Origin of the sequence: Scrofimicrobium canadense (assembly GCF_009696615.1) — a bacterium.
Lineage (GTDB): Bacteria > Actinomycetota > Actinomycetes > Actinomycetales > Actinomycetaceae > Scrofimicrobium > Scrofimicrobium canadense.
The window spans coordinates 45022-66167 of sequence record NZ_VULO01000010.1; the positions used below are offsets into that span (position 1 = coordinate 45022).

Annotated in this window: 15 protein-coding genes and 1 riboswitch; of the genes, 7 read left to right on the plus strand and 8 right to left on the minus strand. The window is 50.5% G+C overall.

All coding sequences use genetic code 11. The annotated features are described in order from the left end of the window. Window positions 1-351: 351 nt before the first annotated feature. Together carA and carB are read left to right on the plus strand one after the other, a co-directional pair. Complete coding sequence (carA, locus tag FYJ24_RS08840; protein ID WP_318656615.1) at window positions 352-1533, plus strand: glutamine-hydrolyzing carbamoyl-phosphate synthase small subunit; 1182 nt, start codon at window positions 352-354, stop codon at window positions 1531-1533. Then, a complete protein-coding gene (gene carB, locus FYJ24_RS08845) occupies window positions 1526-4846 on the plus strand; it encodes a carbamoyl-phosphate synthase large subunit (protein ID WP_154545596.1) in 3321 nt (1106 codons plus the stop codon). The genes carA and carB overlap by 8 nt, the downstream gene beginning before the upstream one ends. A 95-nt stretch (window positions 4847-4941) precedes the next feature. Here carB and FYJ24_RS08850 read toward each other — a convergent pair whose 3' ends face one another. Both FYJ24_RS08850 and FYJ24_RS08855 read right to left on the minus strand, forming a co-directional pair. Beyond that, on the minus strand, window positions 4942-6903 hold the full coding sequence (locus tag FYJ24_RS08850) for an ABC transporter ATP-binding protein (protein ID WP_154545598.1): 1962 nt from the start codon (window positions 6901-6903) through the stop codon (window positions 4942-4944). Next, the gene (locus FYJ24_RS08855; protein ID WP_154545600.1) at window positions 6903-8633 is read right to left on the minus strand and encodes an ABC transporter ATP-binding protein; all 1731 of its coding nucleotides are present in this window, start codon (window positions 8631-8633) and stop codon (window positions 6903-6905) included. Before FYJ24_RS08855 ends, FYJ24_RS08850 begins: the two co-directional genes overlap by 1 nt. Window positions 8634-8825: 192 nt before the next feature. On the opposite strand from FYJ24_RS08855, the gene FYJ24_RS08860 reads away from it, so the two are divergent. Then, window positions 8826-9260 carry a sensor domain-containing protein gene (locus FYJ24_RS08860; protein WP_206192609.1) on the plus strand — a complete coding sequence of 145 codons (435 nt, stop codon included), beginning with the start codon at window positions 8826-8828 and terminating at the stop codon, window positions 9258-9260. A gap of 170 nt (window positions 9261-9430) precedes the next feature. Then, complete coding sequence (locus tag FYJ24_RS08865; protein ID WP_206192610.1) at window positions 9431-10045, plus strand: sensor histidine kinase; 615 nt, start codon at window positions 9431-9433, stop codon at window positions 10043-10045. Between the two features lie 142 nt (window positions 10046-10187). On the opposite strand, the gene dapA is transcribed toward FYJ24_RS08865, so the two are convergent. Next, window positions 10188-11087, minus strand: a complete 900-nt coding sequence (gene dapA, locus FYJ24_RS08875) for a 4-hydroxy-tetrahydrodipicolinate synthase (RefSeq protein WP_206192611.1) — start codon at window positions 11085-11087, stop codon at window positions 10188-10190. 25 nt (window positions 11088-11112) lie between these two features. Continuing rightward, window positions 11113-11285: riboswitch (Lysine riboswitch) on the minus strand. Between the two features lie 91 nt (window positions 11286-11376). Between dapA and FYJ24_RS08880 the strand changes: the two genes are divergently transcribed. Then, window positions 11377-12690, plus strand: coding sequence for an aspartate kinase (locus tag FYJ24_RS08880; protein ID WP_154545606.1), 1314 nt, complete (start codon window positions 11377-11379; stop codon window positions 12688-12690). On the opposite strand, the gene metX is transcribed toward FYJ24_RS08880, so the two are convergent. Then, window positions 12687-13841, minus strand: coding sequence for a homoserine O-acetyltransferase MetX (gene metX, locus FYJ24_RS08885; protein ID WP_225872094.1), 1155 nt, complete (start codon window positions 13839-13841; stop codon window positions 12687-12689). The genes FYJ24_RS08880 and metX overlap by 4 nt on opposite strands. Next, complete coding sequence (locus tag FYJ24_RS08890; RefSeq protein ID WP_154545609.1) at window positions 13819-15141, minus strand: bifunctional o-acetylhomoserine/o-acetylserine sulfhydrylase; 1323 nt, start codon at window positions 15139-15141, stop codon at window positions 13819-13821. Before FYJ24_RS08890 ends, metX begins: the two co-directional genes overlap by 23 nt. A 339-nt stretch (window positions 15142-15480) precedes the next feature. Between FYJ24_RS08890 and FYJ24_RS08895 the strand changes: the two genes are divergently transcribed. Then, the gene (locus FYJ24_RS08895) at window positions 15481-15936 is read left to right on the plus strand and encodes a hypothetical protein (protein ID WP_154545611.1); all 456 of its coding nucleotides are present in this window, start codon (window positions 15481-15483) and stop codon (window positions 15934-15936) included. Between the two features lie 5 nt (window positions 15937-15941). Here FYJ24_RS08895 and FYJ24_RS08900 read toward each other — a convergent pair whose 3' ends face one another. The 3 genes from FYJ24_RS08900 to FYJ24_RS08910 are packed head-to-tail and all read right to left on the minus strand — an operon-like array spanning window position 15942 to window position 19933. Next, window positions 15942-16292, minus strand: coding sequence for a hypothetical protein (locus tag FYJ24_RS08900; RefSeq protein ID WP_154545612.1), 351 nt, complete (start codon window positions 16290-16292; stop codon window positions 15942-15944). A 45-nt stretch (window positions 16293-16337) separates the two neighbouring features. Then, window positions 16338-17414 (minus strand): hypothetical protein, encoded by a 1077-nt coding sequence (locus FYJ24_RS08905; protein WP_154545614.1) that lies wholly within the window; start codon window positions 17412-17414, stop codon window positions 16338-16340. After that, on the minus strand, window positions 17414-19933 hold the full coding sequence (locus FYJ24_RS08910) for an AAA family ATPase (RefSeq protein ID WP_154545616.1): 2520 nt from the start codon (window positions 19931-19933) through the stop codon (window positions 17414-17416). The genes FYJ24_RS08905 and FYJ24_RS08910 overlap by 1 nt, the downstream gene beginning before the upstream one ends. Before the next feature lie 100 nt (window positions 19934-20033). On the opposite strand from FYJ24_RS08910, the gene FYJ24_RS08915 reads away from it, so the two are divergent. Beyond that, window positions 20034-21092 carry a DUF2804 domain-containing protein gene (locus tag FYJ24_RS08915; RefSeq protein ID WP_154545618.1) on the plus strand — a complete coding sequence of 353 codons (1059 nt, stop codon included), beginning with the start codon at window positions 20034-20036 and terminating at the stop codon, window positions 21090-21092. Window positions 21093-21146: the final 54 nt, after the last annotated feature.

Here is a 21146-nt window from a genome sequence, read left to right on the forward strand (position 1 = left end):
AGTAAACTCAAGGTAATGAATTACTAAGGCTAAGGATATGCCTCTCTTGATAACAACCCAGCAAGGTATATCAGAATCCGGACACATTTCTACACATCTTTGCACATGCTTCAGAGATATGTCGGCATAAAATCCACAAATGCTCTTGACACGCCTCCCTCATAGTTAAAGGTAAAGGTTCTGTAATTATTATCTTATTTTCAAGGCAAATTCCGTCTCAGTACTGACAAATATTGCTCTCCACCTACTCCTATGCGGAGTGCGCCACAAATCGTCCAGGCTTCGGTCACACACACTCTTGCTATTGGAGTCGTGACACGATTTACAGAGCACTATCCGAGGGGAGCTCCCGTGAATAAAGAGACGCAACCTGCACTCTTAGTCCTAGAAGATGGCACTACTTGGAAAGGACTAGCTTGGGGCGCTTTGGGCGAGACCACTGGCGAAATTGTGTTTTCGACGGGAATGACAGGCTATCAGGAAACACTCACCGATCCGTCATATCACAGACAAATCGTCATGATGACAGCGCCACATATCGGAAATACAGGTATCAATGAAGAGGACTCAGAATCAGATAGAATCTGGGTCGCCGGATTTGTTGCACGCGACCCCGCTCGGCGTCCATCGAACTGGCGCACAACAGGCACCCTCGACGACGCGCTTCGTGATGCCAATATTGTCGGAATTAGCGGTGTCGACACGCGAGCAATAACAAGACAAATCCGTACGCATGGATCAATGAAGGCTGGAATCTTTTCTGGAACCGCACTTCCAGAAACTCTCTCAGAAAATACAGTGGAAGCGCTGGTAGAGCACGTACGGAGCCGTCCCTCCATCCACCACGATGATCTAGCACATCAAGTCACTGTTTCAGAGCCTTACATGGTAGAACCGCGTGAGTCGTTCAATAGACCTCTGGCGACAGTCGTAGCTTTGGATTTGGGTATTAAATCAATGACACCGCAGCGATTGGCTGAACGTGGGCTTCGTGTCCGTGTTCTCCCAGCCACCTCGACTATTGATGATCTCCTCTCATATCAGCCTGACGGAGTGTTCTTTTCTAACGGCCCTGGTGACCCGCAGCGCGCCGAATCAGAGGTGGAATTATTGCGCCAGGTCCTTGATAAAGGTCTTCCTTACTTCGGTATATGCTTCGGCAATCAGATTTTGGGGAGGGCTCTTGGGTTCGACACCTATAAACTCACCTTTGGACATCGCGGCATCAATCAACCGGTGAAAGATATTTCAACGGGTAAAGTTGAAATCACCTCACAAAATCACGGTTTTGCTGTGCTGGCCGAACCGGGGGTAATCCTTACAGCTCCCTACGCCAATGGCAAATACGGACGTGTGCAAGTGTCACATGTGGGGCTCAACGACCAAGTAGTTGAAGGACTGGCCTGCCTCGACATTCCTGCTTTTTCGGTCCAGTATCATCCAGAAGCAGCCGCTGGGCCTCACGATGCAAGTTACCTCTTTGATCGTTTTGTCGCTGCAATCTTGGCTCATAAGGAGAACACTGATGCCTAAACGCATTGACCTCAAGTCTGTCCTTGTCGTTGGATCGGGACCGATTGTGATAGGCCAAGCTGCTGAGTTTGACTATTCCGGCACCCAGGCGTGTCGTGTTCTTCGCGATGAAGGGCTCCGTGTCATCCTGGTCAATTCCAATCCGGCAACCATCATGACAGATCCAGAGTTCGCCGATGCCACGTACATCGAGCCCATTACTCCCGAAGTCGTTGCTGCCATCATCGAGAAGGAAAGACCTGATGCGCTGCTTCCGACGTTGGGGGGACAAACTGCGCTCAACACCGCTGTTGCCCTGCACAATAACGGCACTCTCACCAAATATAACGTTGAGTTAATCGGTGCAAACGTTGACGCCATCAATGCTGGGGAAGATCGTCAACTCTTCAAAGAGGTTGTCGAAAGATGTGGTGCTGAAGTTGCACGTTCAGTAATTGCCCACTCGATGGAGGAATGCCTCGCTGGTGCAGACGAACTAGGCTATCCACTCGTTATCCGACCTTCATTTACGATGGGTGGACTGGGTTCGGGAATGGCCTATGACGAAACTGATCTTCGCCGCATCGCCGGAGCTGGATTACAGGACTCCCCCACCCACGAGGTTCTCTTAGAGGAATCTATCCTGGGGTGGAAAGAATACGAACTTGAACTTATGCGCGACAAAGCAGACAACGTCGTCGTCATTTGTTCAATAGAGAATTTCGACCCAGTTGGTGTGCACACTGGAGATTCCATCACTGTAGCGCCTGCGATGACTCTCACTGATCGAGAGTTCCAGAACCTTCGTGATATCGGCATCTCGGTTATTCGCGAAGTGGGGGTCGACACCGGTGGTTGCAATATCCAATTTGCTGTAGAACCCGATACCGGCCGGGTTGTTGTGATTGAGATGAATCCACGCGTATCGCGTTCATCCGCTTTGGCTTCAAAGGCCACGGGATTCCCTATAGCAAAAATCGCGGCAAGGGTTGCCATCGGCTATAACCTCGATGAAATCCGCAATGAAATCACTCAGTCAACGCCCGCATCGTTTGAGCCGACATTAGACTATGTGGTCGTCAAAGTTCCGCGCTTTGCTTTCGAAAAGTTCTCTGCTGCCGATCCCATCATCACTACCACAATGAAGTCGGTGGGAGAAGCAATGGCGTTGGGACGAAATTTCACCGAAGCCCTGAACAAAGCACTTCGCTCCATCGATAAAGCTGGAGTCGGGTTACATTGGAGAGGAGCGCCTCCCACTACCGAAGAAATGAAAGCACTAGTGGAATCGGCTCATGTGCCAACTGAGAGCCGCCTTCAGCAGGTGCAACAAGCCATTCGCGGGGGTGCTACCCTTGAACAGCTTTTTGAAGCAACCGCCATAGACCCGTGGTTCCTAGACCAGCTATTCCTTCTTCAAGAAGTAGCGGAAAATATTGGTGAGGCTGAATCTCTCACTCCTGAGACCGTCGAACTAGCAAAACGGCATGGTTTTTCAGATCGCCAAATCGGCGAAATTCGTAATATCTCAGAAGACGCCGTGCGTGAAATCCGGCGAGCCTATGGTTTACATCCCGTCTTCAAGGCCGTTGACACCTGCGCCGCGGAATTTGACGCGCTCACCCCCTACTATTACTCCACGTACGACTTCGAAAATGAGGTACTTCCTCGTCAGCGTCCGGCAGTAATCATTCTAGGCTCCGGCCCAAACCGCATTGGTCAAGGAATTGAGTTTGACTATTCCTGTGTTCATGCGGCTCTGGCGCTCAAAGACACCTATGAAACCATCCTAGTCAATTGCAACCCTGAGACGGTCTCTACCGACTATGACACGGCAGATCGGCTCTACTTCGAACCGGTCACATTTGAGGATGTTCTAGAGATCTATGAAGCTGAACTCAAGGCTGGCCCGATTGCTGGAGTCATCGTTCAGCTGGGCGGGCAAACTCCACTTTCACTGGCCCAAAAGCTCGCTGATGCTGGGCTACCAATTTGGGGAACTAGCCCTGAAGCAATCGATCTTGCGGAAGACCGAGGACTTTTTGGCGAGGTGCTTGGTAGAGCCGGACTCACCGCTCCAGCATTTGGAACAGTGTCTACCCTAAGTCAGGCACTCAGCGTGGCGGAAGATATCGGCTACCCTGTTTTGGTCCGTCCTTCATATGTTCTTGGGGGACGAGGAATGGAAATCGTTTATACTCCCGAGCAACTAGAAGATTACGTTCGTAGATCCACCCCTTCGGTTGATGGCGTTTTCCCCTCTCCAGTCCTTGTCGACCGGTTTCTCGATGAGGCGATTGAAATTGATGTCGACGCGCTCTTCGACGGAAACGAAATGTTCTTGGGTGGGGTCATGGAGCACATCGAGGAAGCGGGAATACATTCGGGAGACTCAGCTTGTGTTTTGCCTCCTGTTACGCTTTCCCGCAAACAGATTGACCATATTCGCAACTGTACAGAAGCGATTGCAAAAGGGGTTGGTGTTGTAGGACTCCTCAACGTACAGTTCGCAATTTCCTCCGACGTTCTCTATGTTCTGGAAGCAAATCCGAGGGCGTCTCGTACGGTCCCCTTTGTAGCAAAAGCAACGGGGGTTCCCCTTGCCAAGGCAGCATCATTAATCATGTCTGGTAAGACCATTGCCGAGTTGAAGCGGGATGGGATACTTCCCGCCCTTGATGGAACCTACTCTGCGCCAAATGCTCCTCTGGCAGTGAAAGAGGCAGTCCTTCCCTTCAAACGGTTCCGAACAAAAGAGGGCCGGGCGGTCGACAATATTTTGGGTCCAGAAATGCGTTCCACTGGTGAAGTGATGGGCCTCGACGCCAATTTACCGAGTGCTTTTGCGAAGTCACAGGCTGCAGCCTACGGTGGTTTGCCGACTGCTGGCACAGTATTTGTTTCCGTTGCTGACCGACACAAGCGTGCGATTGTATTCCCTGTAGAGCGTTTGGTTGAGATGGGATTCAGTATTTTAGCTACTAGTGGCACGGCTGATGTTCTCCACCGGTACGGGATCAAGGCGGAGGTCATCTCAAGACTCTCGGAACGACGTTCTGAAGATGACACACCGAGCATCGCACAGATGATTGCAAGCAATGAGATTGACATGATCGTTAATACCCCTACAGGACAGGAAGACTCACGTTCTGACGGATACGCTATTCGAGCTGCGGCTACGGCCGCCGATAAAACGATGATTACGACAATTCAACAATTTGGCCTAGCAGTCTTAGGTATCGAAGCTGTGCGAAAAGGGGCTTTCTCAGTAACCTCACTGCAAGAATATAATCAGGCACGTCATCAGTGGATGGAATCCCAAGCCAATCAGTAAAAACTAACAAGACTTTCAGTCCGTGATCCATGGACGACATGGTGAGGGGCCAAGTGCAATGCACTTGGCCCCTCACCTGTCCTTGGTAAAAGAGTCTAGGTTTCTCTACCCTGGAATTGGGAATTGTACAGCCGCCAGTAAGCTCCACGCTTTGCTATGAGCTCGTCATGAGTACCTTGTTCGACTATGTCTCCGTTTTCCATCATAAGGATGAGGTCAGCATCGCGAATTGTCGAAAGCCTGTGAGCAATGATGAAGGAAGTACGTCCTTCTTGAAGAGCTGTCATGGCCCGCTGCAACAGTCTTTCTGTGCGAGTGTCAACTGAGGAGGTCGCTTCGTCAAGAATCATAATGGATGGTTTCGCCACAAATGCACGTGCAATTGTCAGCAGCTGCCGTTCACCTGACGATAGGTTTACCGCATCTTCCTCTAATTCCGTGTCGTATCCATTGGGAAGTGAACGCACTACTCGGTCTGCATAGGTGGCTGTAGCCGCCTCCACTATTTCTTCATCAGTTGCTTGTTCGTTACCAAAGCGAATGTTATCTCGAATAGTCCCAGCAAATAGCCAAGGATCTTGGAGTACCATGCCAGTTCTGCGGCGCACATCGTCACGGGTTAGTGTCGCAATGTCCTGTCCATTGACAGTAATACGTCCACCATCCAATTCGTAAAAACGCATCAGTAGGTTAACCAGCGTCGTCTTACCGGCTCCTGTTGGCCCCACGATAGCAACCTTCTGTCCCGGCTTGACGGTAAAAGAGAGGTCACGAATCAACGGTTTATCTGGGTCATAGGAGAATTTAACGTTCTCGAATGTGATTGTTCCCTGTCCGCTTGCAGGTGTGGGTGCATCTTGCGGATCTGGACTTTGTTCAGGTTCATCCAAAATATCGAAAACACGTTCTGTCGATGCCGCACCTGACTGGACGGATGCAGCCATTCCTCCAAGCTGAGAAAGGGGCTCATTGAATTGTTGGGCATACTGAATAAATGCCTGCACGCTTCCAAGCAGTAATGTGCCCCCAGCAACCATCACCCCGCCTACGACCGCAATGCCAACATAGACAACATTTCCCACGAATCGCATCGACGGCATCATGACGCCCGATAATAATTGGGCCTTAAAAGACGCCTTGTACAGTTCTTCGTTTTCCTCATGAAAGGCTTCCCGAAATGCGCCTTCTTGTCCAAAAGTCTTCACTAAAGCATGCCCGGAGAAGGACTCTTCGACGCGCGCATTGAGCCGTCCGACTTTCGCCCATTGCGTAGTGAAAGCTTTTTGAGATTTCGGCCCAATGATTCCGAAAATAATTCCAATCAGAGGTAATGAAATGAGTGCTATGAGAGTCAGCTTCCACGAGATTGTCAGCATCATCACCAGTACGCCAATCACCGTGAATATATTGGTCAAAGCACCAGAGAGGGATTGTTGAAGAGTTTGTGTGATGTTGTCTATATCGTTAGTGACTCGAGAAATAAGATCACCGCGTTGGATCCGATCGAAGTATCGGAGCGGAAGTCGATTGATTTTTGCTTCAACTCTCTCCCGAAGTCGGAACATGGCCTTGACCATTACTAGGTTCAGGATGTAGCCCTCTGCCCAAGAAAAAAGCGCCGACAAGAGATATAGGCATAGAACCAGAATCAGGATACGTATCAATGCTCCAAAATCGATACCAGCTCCGGGAACGACGTGCATTGCTCCCACCATATTTGCCAATTCATTTTCACCTTGAGCACGAAGCATCTCAACTGCTTGTTCACTAGAAACACCTTCTGGAATCTGCTTCGAGATATATCCCGAAAAGAGCACGTCGGTAGCCTGCCCTAGGATCTTAGGTGCTAGGACAGACAAAACCACTCCTACGGCACCGAGAACTGAAACAGCGAAGACGGCCCATTTGTAGGGTAAGAGCAAGGAGAGAAGTTGTTTGAAGCTACGGCGGAAGTTCTTTGGCTTGCCCGAGGCACCATGTCCATGCGCACCAGCGGTCGCGATGTGTTCTTCTTCTACCAGTTCTTCTTCGGTGGAGTTCAGGTTTGGATCGGCCATCAGAGAGCCTCCGCTGCCAGTTGTGATTCAACAATTTCTTGGTATGTTGGGCACGATTCCACAAGATCATTGTGAGAGCCCAGCCCGACTATTCGTCCCCTGTCAAGAACCATTATTTGTTCTGCGTCGATGATGGTAGATATGCGCTGAGCAACTACTATCTTCGTAGCATGGGGGAAGGCCTGCCAAAGAGCAGTACGTAGATTTGCATCAGTGGTCAAGTCAAGCGCAGAAAACGAGTCGTCAAAGATGAGAATATCTGGATTCTTCACCAGTGCCCGGGCAATAGCCAGGCGTTGTCGTTGGCCGCCAGAAACATTCGTTCCACCCTGTGCGATTCGAGCATCCAGACCACCATTCATTTCTTTCACAAAATCTGACGCTTGGGCAATTGTCAAAGCCTCCCACAGTTCATCGTCAGTTGCGTTAGGATTTCCGAACCTCAAGTTGGAAGCTATAGTTCCAGCGAAAAGAAAAGCCTTTTGAGGGACTAATCCGATCGATTCCCACAATGTTTCGAGGTCGAGATCTCGCACCTGAGTTCCGCCGACATACACCTCGCCTCCAGTAGCGTCAAGTAGCCGCGGTATCAAAGAAATGAGGGTACTTTTTCCGGCAGCTGTCGATCCGACAATCGCGAGGGTCTTTCCGGGTTTAGCCGTGAAGGAGATGTCGTGAAGTACAGCGTCTTCGGCGTCCGGGTATTGGAAAAATACTTTGTCGAAACGGACCTCTCCGGGAGTAGGCATCGTAAAGACTGGGTTGTTGGGTTGACGTAGGTGGTCCTCGGTATCGAGGACTGCCCGAATACGCTCCGCAGAAACCGCCGCCCGTGGAATCATCACGGCCATGAATGTTGCCATGAGAACTCCAAAAAGTATCTGCGTAATGTATTGCATAAATGCCATGACAGTTCCAACTTCGATCTGTCCTGAATCTATTCGCCCGGCCCCAAACCAAATAACGCCCGCAACTGTAAAGTTGAGAACTAATGAAACCATCGGGAAGAGTAGGACGAAGAGTGAACCTACTTTCCGCCCCACAATCATAATGTCGTAGTTAGCTACTTTGAATCTCGCTTCCTCTACGGCCTCGCGCACAAATGCACGAATGACACGTACGCCTGTGAGCTGTTCTCGCATGACGAGGTTCACTTGGTCGAGTTTTTCTTGGTACGAGCGAAAGAGCGGAATCAAACGCGTGATCACTGCACCTGCGAGTGCTAGCAGCAAAGGGACTGACACTGCGATAAGCCAAGCCATTCCAAGATCTTGTCTCAGAGCCATGACAACCCCGCCGATGGCCATGAGCGGCGCCATGACAAGCATGGTTGACCCCATCATTGCCAGCATTTGTACTTGCTGGACATCGTTAGTGTTCCTGGTGATAAGGGAACCGGGCCCGAACTCTTTGACTTCTCTTTCAGAAAAAGAGCTCACCTTCGAGTAGACGGCATCACGGATATCGCGTCCAACGCTCATCGAAACCTTTGCTGCAAAGAACACAGCACCGATGGAAGAGAGAATCTGCACGAACGAGAGCGCCAGCATAAGCCCCCCGCGCGCCCAGATAAATGCAGTGTCACCCTTTGCAACACCTTGATCAATAATTGATGCATTCAGCGTGGGAAGATACAGGTTCATGATGACTGATGTCATCTGTAGTGCTAATACTGCTAGCAGTGAAGCCCAATACGGCTTCATGTACTCATATAGGAGTTTGCCTAACATTGCCCTCCTTCTCAACCTGCTGAGGCTACCACACCAAACAGACAAATGACTGTAAGGTGGTCACAGTTCGCGCGTGTGAACTTGGGGGAAAACACGTTCATGGGGGTTAGCCCCCATTCAGATAATGGGGCAAGCACCCTCGAAAAACTTGTGCGAGATCGGGACGATAGAACCATAAATAGATACCAAAAAATGTGGAAGTCAGTTCCGACAGCTTTAGGTTTTCTCAGCCCCAATTTCGTCATAAGTACTTGTGGTTTTATTGTCACAGTGATTTCAGTCTCCCTCGGTGCAGGTACGCTTCTACTTCTAGTGGGCATTCCGATCCTCGCCGATGGCCTCATGTTTTCGCGCATGTACGGAACCCAAGATTTGGTTCGCCTCAAAGCTGCAGGAATGCCCGCCATTTCACAGCCTTCTTGGGCTAAGTACTCGCAACCACGTAAACTAGACCAGCTAAAGAAATTCCTCATTAACTCCAGCTACTGGCGGTACTTTCTTTATGTATTGCTGGTCTTCCCACTCACAATAGGTACTTTCATCCTTGCGCTGTTGTGGAGCATCTTGGCTTTAGCTTTACCTTTATATATATGTGTACATTTTGGTTACATCCGGAGACCAGTCTAGGAGCCCTCTTAGTTCCCTATTTAGGAGGAAATTCTTGGACGCTCAACTTCTCAATCTACACATTCGCTACCGCTGTTTTTGGGAGCACTCTGCCGTGGGTTCTTCACGGTCTAATGAGAAGCCATGAGTCCCTAGCTACGCTCCTGCTAAGACGTACTAGCAACGATGCATTGCGTAAACAAGTTGCGTCCATCACATCGGCTGAAGGCCGTACCCTTCGTAGTCTCGAACGTGATATTCATGACGGTCCCCAACAGCAAATTTTACGCCTGCAGATGGACATCTCATCAGCACAACGCCGCGTACATGACGATCCAACTTCCGCCGTCGAACTTTTAGCCGAGGCACACGAAAGATCAGTACAGACTCTCTCAGAGTTGCGTCGCTTATCAAAGGGGATTGTTCCGCCGGTACTCATGGATAGGGGTTTCTCTGCTTCAATCGAGGCTTTGGCAGAACGCAATACCATTCCAACTACTGTTGAAAACTCTTTGTCGCGAGACGTCACTCCCCCTCTGGACCACAACGTATATTTCATTGTCTCCGAGTTGCCGACAAACATCACGAAACATTCAGATGCAACCCGCGCATTGATCGAAATTCAAGAATACGACGAGTATCTCCACCTACGCGTCAGCGATACAGGAAAGGGTGGAGCTTCTATTCGCACCGGAGGCGGCCTTGAGGGGCTTCAAGAAAGAGTCCACGGTCTCGGAGGCTCATTGAATATCCACAGTCCTATCGGTGGCCCAACGGCTGTCAATGCACTTGTCCCGTTGCCTTGAAATTGCCGAAATAAGCCACGTAGGAGTCGGCACCGTGGAAAAACAAGTTAGTTCTATCTTCAATAAACTTCATTTAGAACCTGGAACTGGTGGTCATCGGCGCGTTCTTGCGGTTCTTACGTGGCTTCGATCATGCCGATAGTCAGATAAGACCGTATTGTGTCATTGCTCGACGTAGAACGTTGCGACTGTCTTGAGTCATCGGAGTCAGCGGAAGTCGTAGTTCATCCTCACACAGCCCCATCATCGACAACGCCGCTTTCACCGGAATGGGGTTAACCTCGGTAAACAGGTGAGCAATGAGTGGATTTGCTGCCTCTTGGATAGTGCGGGCTGCGACCGTTTTCCCCTCAAGGAATAGTTGAACCATGTCGTGCATTTGTTGCGGAATAATGTGGGCTGCAACAGAGATCACGCCGTCTCCTCCTAACGCAAGCATGGGATACACATGATCGTCGTTGCCAGACCAAATCGCCAGCTTACCGCGACAGAGTCGGAAAAGCTCCATGATCTGTGGCAAATCACCACAGGCCTCTTTATGTCCGCGTATACGTGGATGTTCACTGAGCTCTGCAAGAGTAGCGGGAAGAAGATTGGTGCTGGTACGGGAGGGGACGTTATAGGTCACGATAGGAATCTCAACCGCATCGGCGATCGTTGTGTAATGCGCTAGTAATCCCCCTTGAGTTGCCTTGTTGTAGTAAGGAGTTACGTGAAGTAAAGAATCTGCACCAAGATCTTGCATTTCCTTCGATGATTCAACTGCAACCGCCGTGCTATTAGAACCCGCCCCAACCATGACTGGAACGCGTCCGGCTACTTCCGATATAACAAAACGCGCCACTGCTGTTTTCTCTTCGTGAGTAAGAGTGGCTGATTCTCCAGTCGTCCCCAAAGCGACGATACAGTCGGTTCCATTGTCTATTTGAAACTCGATGAGGCGTGCAAACGCGTCCCAGTCGATATTTCCTTCTCGAAAAGGAGTGACAATCGCCACTCCGCTTCCACGAAACATTGCATCCATATGCTCCCCTAACGCCATAACTCAAGGCTGTTTCGTGAGCATCAAAACAGCCAGCTCTCCATCTTGGTAGATGACAGCTGCCGGGTTATTTGCCCGACATCCAGGGATTGCGACTACGGGAACGCGCACCCTTCGGCAGCCTTGCCTTTCACATCGCTTCACTGGTCCCGAAACCTTAGCGAGGTTACTTATCGTGGCTGCGCCTCTGACTTGACCCTCTAACCTTAGCAGGACGATTTGGAACGGCAAGACAGGTCCATCCAATAGACCCTAGACTTTGGTGGCGAAGTGTTGAGGAGGCCTAAGAATGGCAGATGTGATCGTCACCAAGTTTGGCGGTAGTTCCCTGGCAAGTGGAAAACAGTTTAAAAAGGTCAAGGAAATAGTCACTGCTAACCCGTCGCGACGCTATGTTGTCCCATCTGCGCCAGGGAAGCGTTCTTCAGATGATCACAAGATCACTGATTTACTGTATATGTGTCATCAATTGGCCGATCACGGAATAGATTCTGGCGAAGTCTTCAAAGTTATAGCTGACCGAATACGGGGAATACATAAAGAGCTTGGCCTCAGTGTCGACATTGAGTCAGAACTCCACAGGGTCCGTCAACAAATCGGCAGCGGAGCATCTGCAGAATTCGTGGCTTCACGCGGAGAGTATCTCTCGGGTGTCTTATTGGCGGACTATCTTGACTACCCATTTATCGATGCAGCAGATGTGATTATTTTCTCCGAAGCTGGCATCTTAGACCGGGAAGCAACAAAGGCTGCACTCGAAGAGCGCTTAGGAAACACTTCCCAAGCGGTGATTCCTGGGTTCTACGGTGCCGATTCCAAGGGGCAGGTACACACGTTTTCCCGAGGCGGGTCCGACGTTACTGGTGCGGTAATTGCTGATGGTGTGGGCGCAGACCTTTATGAGAACTGGACAGATGTACCCGGATTCTTGAAGGCTGACCCTCGCATTGTTAAGGAAGCTCCCCCGATCGAACGGGTTACCTACAAAGAACTACGAGAGTTGTCCTACATGGGAGCAGCCGTACTCCATGAAGAGGCTATCTTTCCAGTTCGTGACCGTGGCATCCCCATTCATATCCGCAACACCAATAGGCGTGATGACGCTGGCACCTTAATCATTGATGATCGCAAGGCTGCAGGGTTCGAGGGCGTGACCGGCATCGCAGGAAAAAAGGACTTCACGGTTATTTCTTTGGAGAAAACACTCATGGACGACGAGCGCGGATTTTTCCGCAAATTGCTTTCTGTCTTTGAAACCAATGGGATATCGATCGCTCATATGCCATCAGGGATTGACTCGGTATCTGTCATCGTTCCCTCAGAAGAGATCCGTTTCAAGCAAAATAAGGTTCTGGAAGAACTCCGCATTTATGCGCGTCCTGACGCTATCCAAATTGAAGACAACATGGCGTTAGTGGCAATCGTGGGCCGGGGAATGGTGCGTGTGCCGGGAATTGCCGCCAAAATATTCGGCGCTCTAGCGCAAGCTAAAGTCAATATCCGGATGATCACTCAGGGCGCATCAGAAATGAGCATTATTGTCGGCGTAGAAAACCGAGATTTCAACAATGCAATTGCAGCTATTGCCGAAGTCGAGTTTTAGACACTGAGAAAGTTACTCAGCAGCGGACCGAACTGATTAAATTCCAAGAGGAATCCGTCGTGCCCGCTACGAGAACGCACCAGCTCAACACCGGCGCAATGAGGTACACCCTCGGCTATGCGCTCAGACTCAGAGGGCAGGCACAGCCGGTCCGAATCCACTGCAACGACAAGAGTGTGAGCCGTTATCTCAGCTAATGCATCTTCTACACGGCCACGTCCTCGACCAAGATTATGAGACATGAAAGCTTCGGTTAGTACCTTGTAAGAATTGGCATCGAATCGACGAATAAGTTTATCGCCTTGGTATTCCAGGTATGACTGTACTGCGTAGCGCCCACCTTCCCATGGGTTTTCGTTTCCTTGTGGAGCTTGACCAAATCGTTCGCCAAATTCCTCGGCACTGCGATACGTTGTCTGGGCGATTTGGCGCGCAACAGACAGACCTTTATGTGGGCCCTTCCCAGGTCCCGCATCATAATAGTTGCCCTCATTAAACGCGGGATCAGCATCTATCGCTGCAAGTTGCGTATGGGCCCAGGCGATTTGGTCGGCGCTTGTTTGTGCGGTCGTTGCAACAGCGACGAGCTTCTCGACTCTGTGAGGATACATCACTGCCCACTCCAAGGCTCTCATTCCTCCAAAGGATCCTCCCAGAACAAGGCGCCACCGTGTAATACCTAAGGCATCGGCCAGTTTTGCTTCGGCAGTCACTGAATCACGAATTGTCAGAAAAGGAAACCTTGGCCCCCAAGGTTTCCCGTCAGGAGCACGTGAAGCAGGACCTGTAGTTCCTTGGCAGCCACCCAACACGTTCGGAGCGACAACATAGTATTTGTCCGTGTCAATTGGCGCGCCGGACCCTATAAGGTCAGTCCACCATCCGGAAGTAGGGTGTCCTGGAATGGCGTCACCTCGAATATGACTATCTCCTGTCAACGCATGAAGTACCAGCAGGGCATTATCACGCTGAGGGGACAAGGTGCCCCACGTCTCATACGCTATCGTCACGTCAGGGAGATAACTGCCCGACTCTAGCCCTAAGGCGCCAACTGAAAGAAACTTCCTCTTCCCCACTGGGTCTCCCTCCCGCCACGCCCCACTGGCGGGAGGGAGTAGACAGTGGTCCTCACCTATTTCGCGCTGCAGCAAAACCGACCTCCAAATCAGCGATGATGTCGTCAACGTCCTCCAGTCCGACAGCTAATCGGACTAATCCTGGGGTCACTCCTGACTTCGCCTGGTCTTCCGCACTCAGCTGACTGTGGGTCGTTGAGGCTGGATGGATAACCAGAGAACGCACATCACCAATATTTGCGACATTGGAGTGTAACTCAAGGGCATCGACAAAAGCACGACCTGCAGGCTCTCCCCCGTCGATCTCAAACGCGAGAACAGCTCCCGGCCCTTTCGGTGCATATTTTTCAGCCAGCTCGTAGTAGGGGCTTGATTGTAAACCCGGATAGGTAATAGAAATAACTTGGGGATGCTCTTCCAAGAACTGCGCCACCTTGAGAGCATTGTCCACATGGCGCTGCACTCTCAGGGACAGTGTCTCGATTCCCTGCGCAATCAAAAATGCGTTGAAGGGAGAAATGGATGCTCCCAAATCACGAAGAAGTTGAACTCTTGCTTTGAGAATAAATGAAACATTGGCTCCGAAAGGCCCGTCGGCGCCAAGATCTTTGGCATAGACAAGTCCGTTGTAGGAAGAATCGGGCTCATTGAAGCCTGGGAAACGGCTCGGTTCTTTGCCGTAGTCAAAAGTACCACCGTCCACGATGACGCCCCCCAAAGAAGTGCCATGTCCTCCCAAGTATTTCGTTGCTGAATGTACTACGACGTCAGCTCCCCACTCCAAAGGTCTCACCAAATAGGGCGTGGCAACAGTACTGTCAACAATGAGAGGCACGCCCACCTCGTGAGCCACCGATGCTATTGACTCGATATCCAAGATATCACCACGGGGATTAGGAATTACTTCTCCGAAAAACGCCTTCGTATTTGGACGAGCAGCAGCCCTCCATTGTTCGGGGTCAGCAGGGTCTTCCACAAACGTCGTTTCAATACCCAATCTACGAAGCGTCTGGTCAAGAAGATTATACGTTCCGCCGTATAGTGACGAGCTAGAGACAATATGGTCACCGGATCCAGCCACATTGAGGATTGCATATGTTTCCGCAGCCTGTCCCGAAGCAACAAGAAGTGCCCCTACTCCACCTTCCAAAGCAGCGATACGATTCTCAACCACCTCCGTCGTGGGATTTGTAATGCGAGTATAGATCGGACCTAAATCACTCAATGCAAATCTATTAGCAGCTTGATCTGCATTTTCGAATACGTATGAGGTTGTCTGATACAGAGGTAATGCTCTGGCACCAGTGGTGGGATCGGGAATTTGACCGGCATGAATTTGCTGAGTGTCAAAAGACCATTTTTCTCGATTAGACATGATTCTCCTGGATGAGTTTAAAAGAAATTGTCCTAACTCCACAGGAAGATTGTCCGGAATGACCGATACTCTGCGGAGATTCGGACGCGGACTGCGAATATAATTCCAGCACTGAAAGGCGAGGCGTCCTTTCAGTAACACATTCGATTCTGGAACATGCACTCACTCTACGGTCCGACTCGGCTTCTTCGCTTCCCAGTGTCCATATAGTGAAATGCCACAAGGTCTCTGTCGAATAGCTTGCACATACGGACATCGCATACACAACGCAGTATGAACAGACTACGATGCTGATAGCAATAATATCCCCGCATCACGGTATTCCTTTCAAGGAGAAATATGGCTGACGGCGCTGTCCCACCCTTTCCAGGAAGTCGTATGTCTCGCCGACGCGACAAGGACAAAAAGTCATCATCTGAACTGCCATCCAATAAGAAAAAGCCCCGCGGAATACTTGCCGTGATTCTCGCAGTCGCAGGGGTAATTATTGTGGCCTGCATTATTATTGGCGTGATTATATGGACGCAGAAACCACATTCGTCGGCCCCAGCTTCCGAAGACGCTACGGTTTCACAGTCAAATACCCAATTCTCAGTTCAGCCGTCGAATAAAGACGTCGCTATTTTGTATCAAGAATGCAGCGAAGGCATAATGCTTTCTTGCGATCAACTCTATTTTGAAGCGCCAGTTGGATCTGAAGAAGAAGCCTTTGGAGATACGTGCGGCAACACTCAAAACCCCGGTTCCTATTGCCAAGCAAATCCTGATCGCCCCCAATCGACCCCTCAAAGCTAATCTCTTTATTGGGACTTCGGAAAGAGTTTCAGTAATTCTTCTGCCGCTGCCCGCACCTGTTCGTATCCGTATTGAGCTGCCCGCTCTTCGGCCGCAATAAGTCCCGATCGATAGACATTCTTGTAGTCGCCAAATGGGAAAGAATAAGCACTTTTGGTTTCTGGATTTGCGGATGGATTGATACCCAAGTGCCATTGCGCGAATGCGTCGATTCCTTTATCTTCGATGTAGACATCTTGCTGGTCGGCATCTGGATTGATCGTTCCCCACTCACCGTGGAGATCGTCAACCACACGACCCGATTTTATTAGTCCTTCTGCAAAGATAAATGCTTCATCATTCAGTTCGATAGCCATGATAGAAGCATAAAACGTACGCTGTGGTTTTGCCTGGCGACTATGCTAGTCTTTGATCTTCCATTCAGCCCAACTCATGTCCGCGCTATTCCGGATAAGAGATTCATCTTCGCGCATCTTCCTTACGTGTTCAGGACGCCACGCGTACGAATAGCTGAAACCTGAGTCATAAGCAATCGTTGGATGCGCTAAGCGATCCAGACCTTCGTCAAGCTTAAATCCCAGTGAGTCCCCGAACCGAATGTGTCGATTGTGGGGGTGAGTCTTGGCTCGCCATTGAACACCACACACCTCAATCGTCTCGATTCTGCCGTCTTCCAGTGGCGCCCAATGTCTATCTATGAGGTCCAGCGCCGAGTCCGCATCGATAGGCCCATACCCATCTGCACGAGGATTTTCCAACTGGGTATAGATAGTGACGCGAGTACCAGGAGGCGATATATAATCAAGTCTGCTCAGAAACCACACTAGATGTTCCGGGGCTTTAAACTGTGCTGATGTACCCCGTGATTCCCTATTGACCAGTTCAGTTAATACATACCGATCTAAAATAGAGACCCGTGGAAAACGCGCAGCAAGTGAGGCAAAGAGATCGTTCCATACTTTTTCCCGCGCCGTGCCTGAAGAGAAGTTCTGCGCTTGGGCTAATTCTTGGAGTTTCTGTAACTGAGTAGCCTGTGAAACGGTCTCTCCCACCGTTACCTCAGCACCATCACGGATATGCGCCAACCCCTCATTATTCTCTGGAAAAAGCCGGACAAACGTATCTCCGGGTACCACTGCTATCAGAGGTAGCATCTTATGCAACTCTTCTATATCTTTTGAAGTTTGTACTCTAGAAAGGGGGCCACTAAGTGGAGGATTTGCAGTGTCGATGCGATTTTCTTTTTTTAGTTTGGTGATAAGTGCCGTGAGACGTTTTTTCTCATCAACAGTCAAATCTGTTCCCCTGAGGATATCAATAAACCTCGCCATTTCTTCACGTGAGGACAGCAGAAGTGAACCGTGAGAACGCAGTACTTCAGAGAGGGCCTCCCACGCCAATCGGCTCCCAAATTTCCCTCCTTTTTGAGCACTAATATCGAGAAGAGCATCAGGTGACAAGCCAATATGCGCCAACATCAGTATTCTCCGAAAAGTTCTTCAAATTGCTCTACGAAAAAACCATGAGGCCATTCGTCAAGGAAGTCTCCACTATCATCCAAGCGCAACCGTCGAACGGTTCCCTTGCCTTCATGATTTTGATCAATGTAAATGATAGACACGTCATCGGCATCAATCGTCCCATCTTTGATTCGCCGCTGTAGTCGCAGTACAAGGTTTTCACTGTGAGTCTCGACAATTACCTGGTTTGCGTTTCCTGATGGATTCACAGAATCAATGAACAAGTCAGCCAGCTCGGCCTGCATGCCAGGGTGTAGGTGTATTTCCGGTTGCTCGACCATAATGATAGATTGTCGCCGTGCTGCCAGCTCAACAATGATCGGTAATACTTGAGAAACCCCAAAACCAACATCGGAAGGGCTCAAACGTACCCCTGTCCGAGAGTCCGTGAGAACAAGACCGGCCAATTCCCCAACGAGAGAATCTCCACTAGGGGTTACCACAGGAACCGCATCAAGCCGATAGTGCATTCCTAAGTCTTGAAGATGCTGCGAGATTATGCGCCGTTGAGAAACATTGTGGAGGAGGTGGAATGGTATATCCAAACCGTCGTCAACCATTCCACGCTGGCTAATGCGCGTTGGAGCCTGACGCAGTGGCCCTAAGTAAACGACTCGGTCAAGGAGCATTCCCAGTTCTTGCCCAACTTCGCTGACAAGACCACCGATTCTGTCAAGCAACGCGGCCGAGGTGCCGGCCCATGCCACGGAGGTATCATGAGCTTCTTTTAAACGTTGGAGGTCCGTGTCCGCCACGGTTGCTGGAAGTAGTCCGTTACGTTCGAATGTGAGAGAGCTAAGACCAGCGGATTCTAACGTTGACCCTAACTTACGATATACCGATATAGACCCTGGTTCTCCCCCACGTTCCCTTTCTGCCTCTTCTATCTCCGCAAGACGCATGAGTGCCTCGACAGAAAGGCGAAATGACTGGGAATCGGAATCAAGCGTCCATGTCACCTGTCGGCCTTGAAAAACCCCAGAGACTTCTTGAGGCAGTGCAGCTTGTTGGTCGCTATCCCAGTGAAAGCTCACATCGATCTCTCTGAGCCGCCCGGGCGCTGGCACGATACCGGATTCACCCAACACTGGGGCAAAAGTGATACCCCAATGGAATGGAAGCGAAAGGTCGTGCCCGTGTACAAGTCCCGCATACGATCCAAGACGCGCTTGAGGGCCATAGGGATTGAGAGTTGGCTGCCCCACCGACTGTTTCATAAGCAGTATCGATTGAAGAACCGATGATTTCCCAGCAGAGTTTTTCCCGAAGATCAGAGTAAGGGGGCTAAGGGGTATTGAAACAGCGTGACCAATACTCTTGAAATTCGCTAGCTTCAGTCGTGTGAGCAGGCGCTCCGACCGGCCTAGAGTACCAGGGCCCACAAGAATATCTGTCTCTTTTTCACGTCGTTCAAGAAGTGCCGATGGAAGGGCCGTATCCTGATGGAGCAGTTCTTCGACAGACATCGTCTGTGCAAGCCACTCAGGGACTTGTGGTTGTGTTCCATGCTGGAGCCATTCGACACAGGTGTGCACCGCACCAGCTGCCACATCCCACTCAAATTGATCGGCCCCCACGACTGCTGCCATATTCGCAACGAGAACTTGACCTTTCATATGTGGCACTTCTTCGGGACCACTTACCCATAGAACAGATGGGGCGTCGTTGTCGTGAATTGACTTTGCAGGCAACTCGATTATTGCTTGGAGCCGTCCGCTAGCAATCAGTTCTCGTCTAATCCTCGCTCCAGCACCAGCACGAGTAGCAGAAACCGCTGGCAACAATATGCATGCACGCCCACCTTTCGAAAGTACCTTTTGAGTTTGTTCAGACCACGAAAATTCTCGTCTGTCTGTCCTTCCAGATTCCTTCGTCAAGATTGCCTGGCGGGCTTTTGGAGGCGGAGATACGACTACGCCATCCCAGCGGTCCTGACGACCTTCAGGCTTCCACGCCTCCATATGGATACGAGCTGAAATACCAGCAAGCGCCAATCGTTGTGCCGCTAAGCGAGCAGCTTCAGTGTTCGATTCGAATCCGACAAGTTCTGCGTCAGGGGAATTGAGGCCTACAGCAAGCAAACACGTACCGATACCACAAGCTGGGTCAAGTATGCTCGCACCTTTTCCGACAAGTGCTGCCATCAAGTCTGCAATGATAGGAGTCGGACCTTGCCTAAGCCCAGCACCATCAAGCCTCTGAGCCCTAAGAACAAGAAGTTCCTCAAATACTTGCCGATGCTTTTCGGTGTCCGCACCCTCCAAGAGTCTTTTGACCTCATAGTGCATACGTTTTTTTGCGCTGCCACTGAGAGTACGCAAAGAATCATCGTCGAATTCCGAGCTCCCTTCAGCGTCCCTCCAATGGTCGTAGACCATCGTGCAAGCAGCAACCACCGCCACTTCAAAGGATTCTTGCTGAGACGTCCTTACCAAAGCATTGGCTATCTGAGTGGCGGTTAGCTGAGACTGCGTCATCCCACTATTCTAATTGCCCTTGCCTCTAATCGCCCTGCGGTATCCCCTTGTACGTATTACATTCGATCATTCATTCCACAAGTGAACTACTATCTACAGTATGGACACTCCCCATGAAATCACTTTTCCTACTCCACTTGTCAATGCAGACGGTCGCCTTAACCCTCATGCAATTGGGTGGATGAGGCAGCCTCTCATTGATACTTCAGGGATCAAGTCCTCGAGCAGGTGGGGACGGAACAAGCGATGGGAATATTGGTGTATCCTCACACCCGAGCATCTACTCGCTCTCACAGTCTCTTCCTTAGATTACGCTGGAGTGTACGAGGTATGGGTTCATGAACGTGCAACCGGCAAAAGCTGGGGAAAAACAGCTATCGCACCACTGCCCCTATTAAAGATCCCAAAGAACCTGGGGCAGGGAAATATCGATCTCACGCAACGAAGACTGAGTATCGGCATCCACGAATCACAGGAAGGTACGCGCCTTAGAGCCCGTATTCCCGGGGCTGCATTCGAAGTTTTTGTTCCTCTTCCGCCCGATCACGAGCGCTTGGGGGTGGTAGTACCCTGGTCGCGCGATCTTTTCCAATACACCGTCAAAGACCTAGGACGACCAGCGCGCGGCTGGGTGATGTGCGACAGGACGGCAACGCGATTTTCAGATGATTCGTGGGCTGTTCTTGATCACGGTCGCGGTAGGTGGCCGCGCGAGGTCGAATGGAATTGGGGTACCGCCAACGGAGAAGTCTCTGGCTGGAAAATACTCTTCGATAGAGACTATTTAGCTAGCCATCCTGATGCCCGCGAGTACACATATCGTTTGGGCATCCAGTTCGGAGCAAAGTGGACCGATGGCAGCGGCGTTACCGAAAACTCGGTCTTTTTCGATGGCCATATCTACAAAATTCATGATGACGTGACACTGACATATGACCTCGACAACCCACTTGAACCTTGGCGCATAGTCGGAGGCGGCCTCGACCTCACTCTTAAGCCTTTTCACAATAAACAGTCACGAACTGATGTGAAATATGTTGCCAGTCGTACAGACCAGCTTTTTGGCACCTATTCGGGAGTCGTCACGATTCCCGGCGTGGGAACAATGATGGTTACAGACTTGATCGGTTTCGCCGAAGATGTCATGCAGCGATGGTAGTTATGAAGAGAGGGAAGTTGTAAGTCGCCATACCGAGCCGCAACTCCCCTCTCT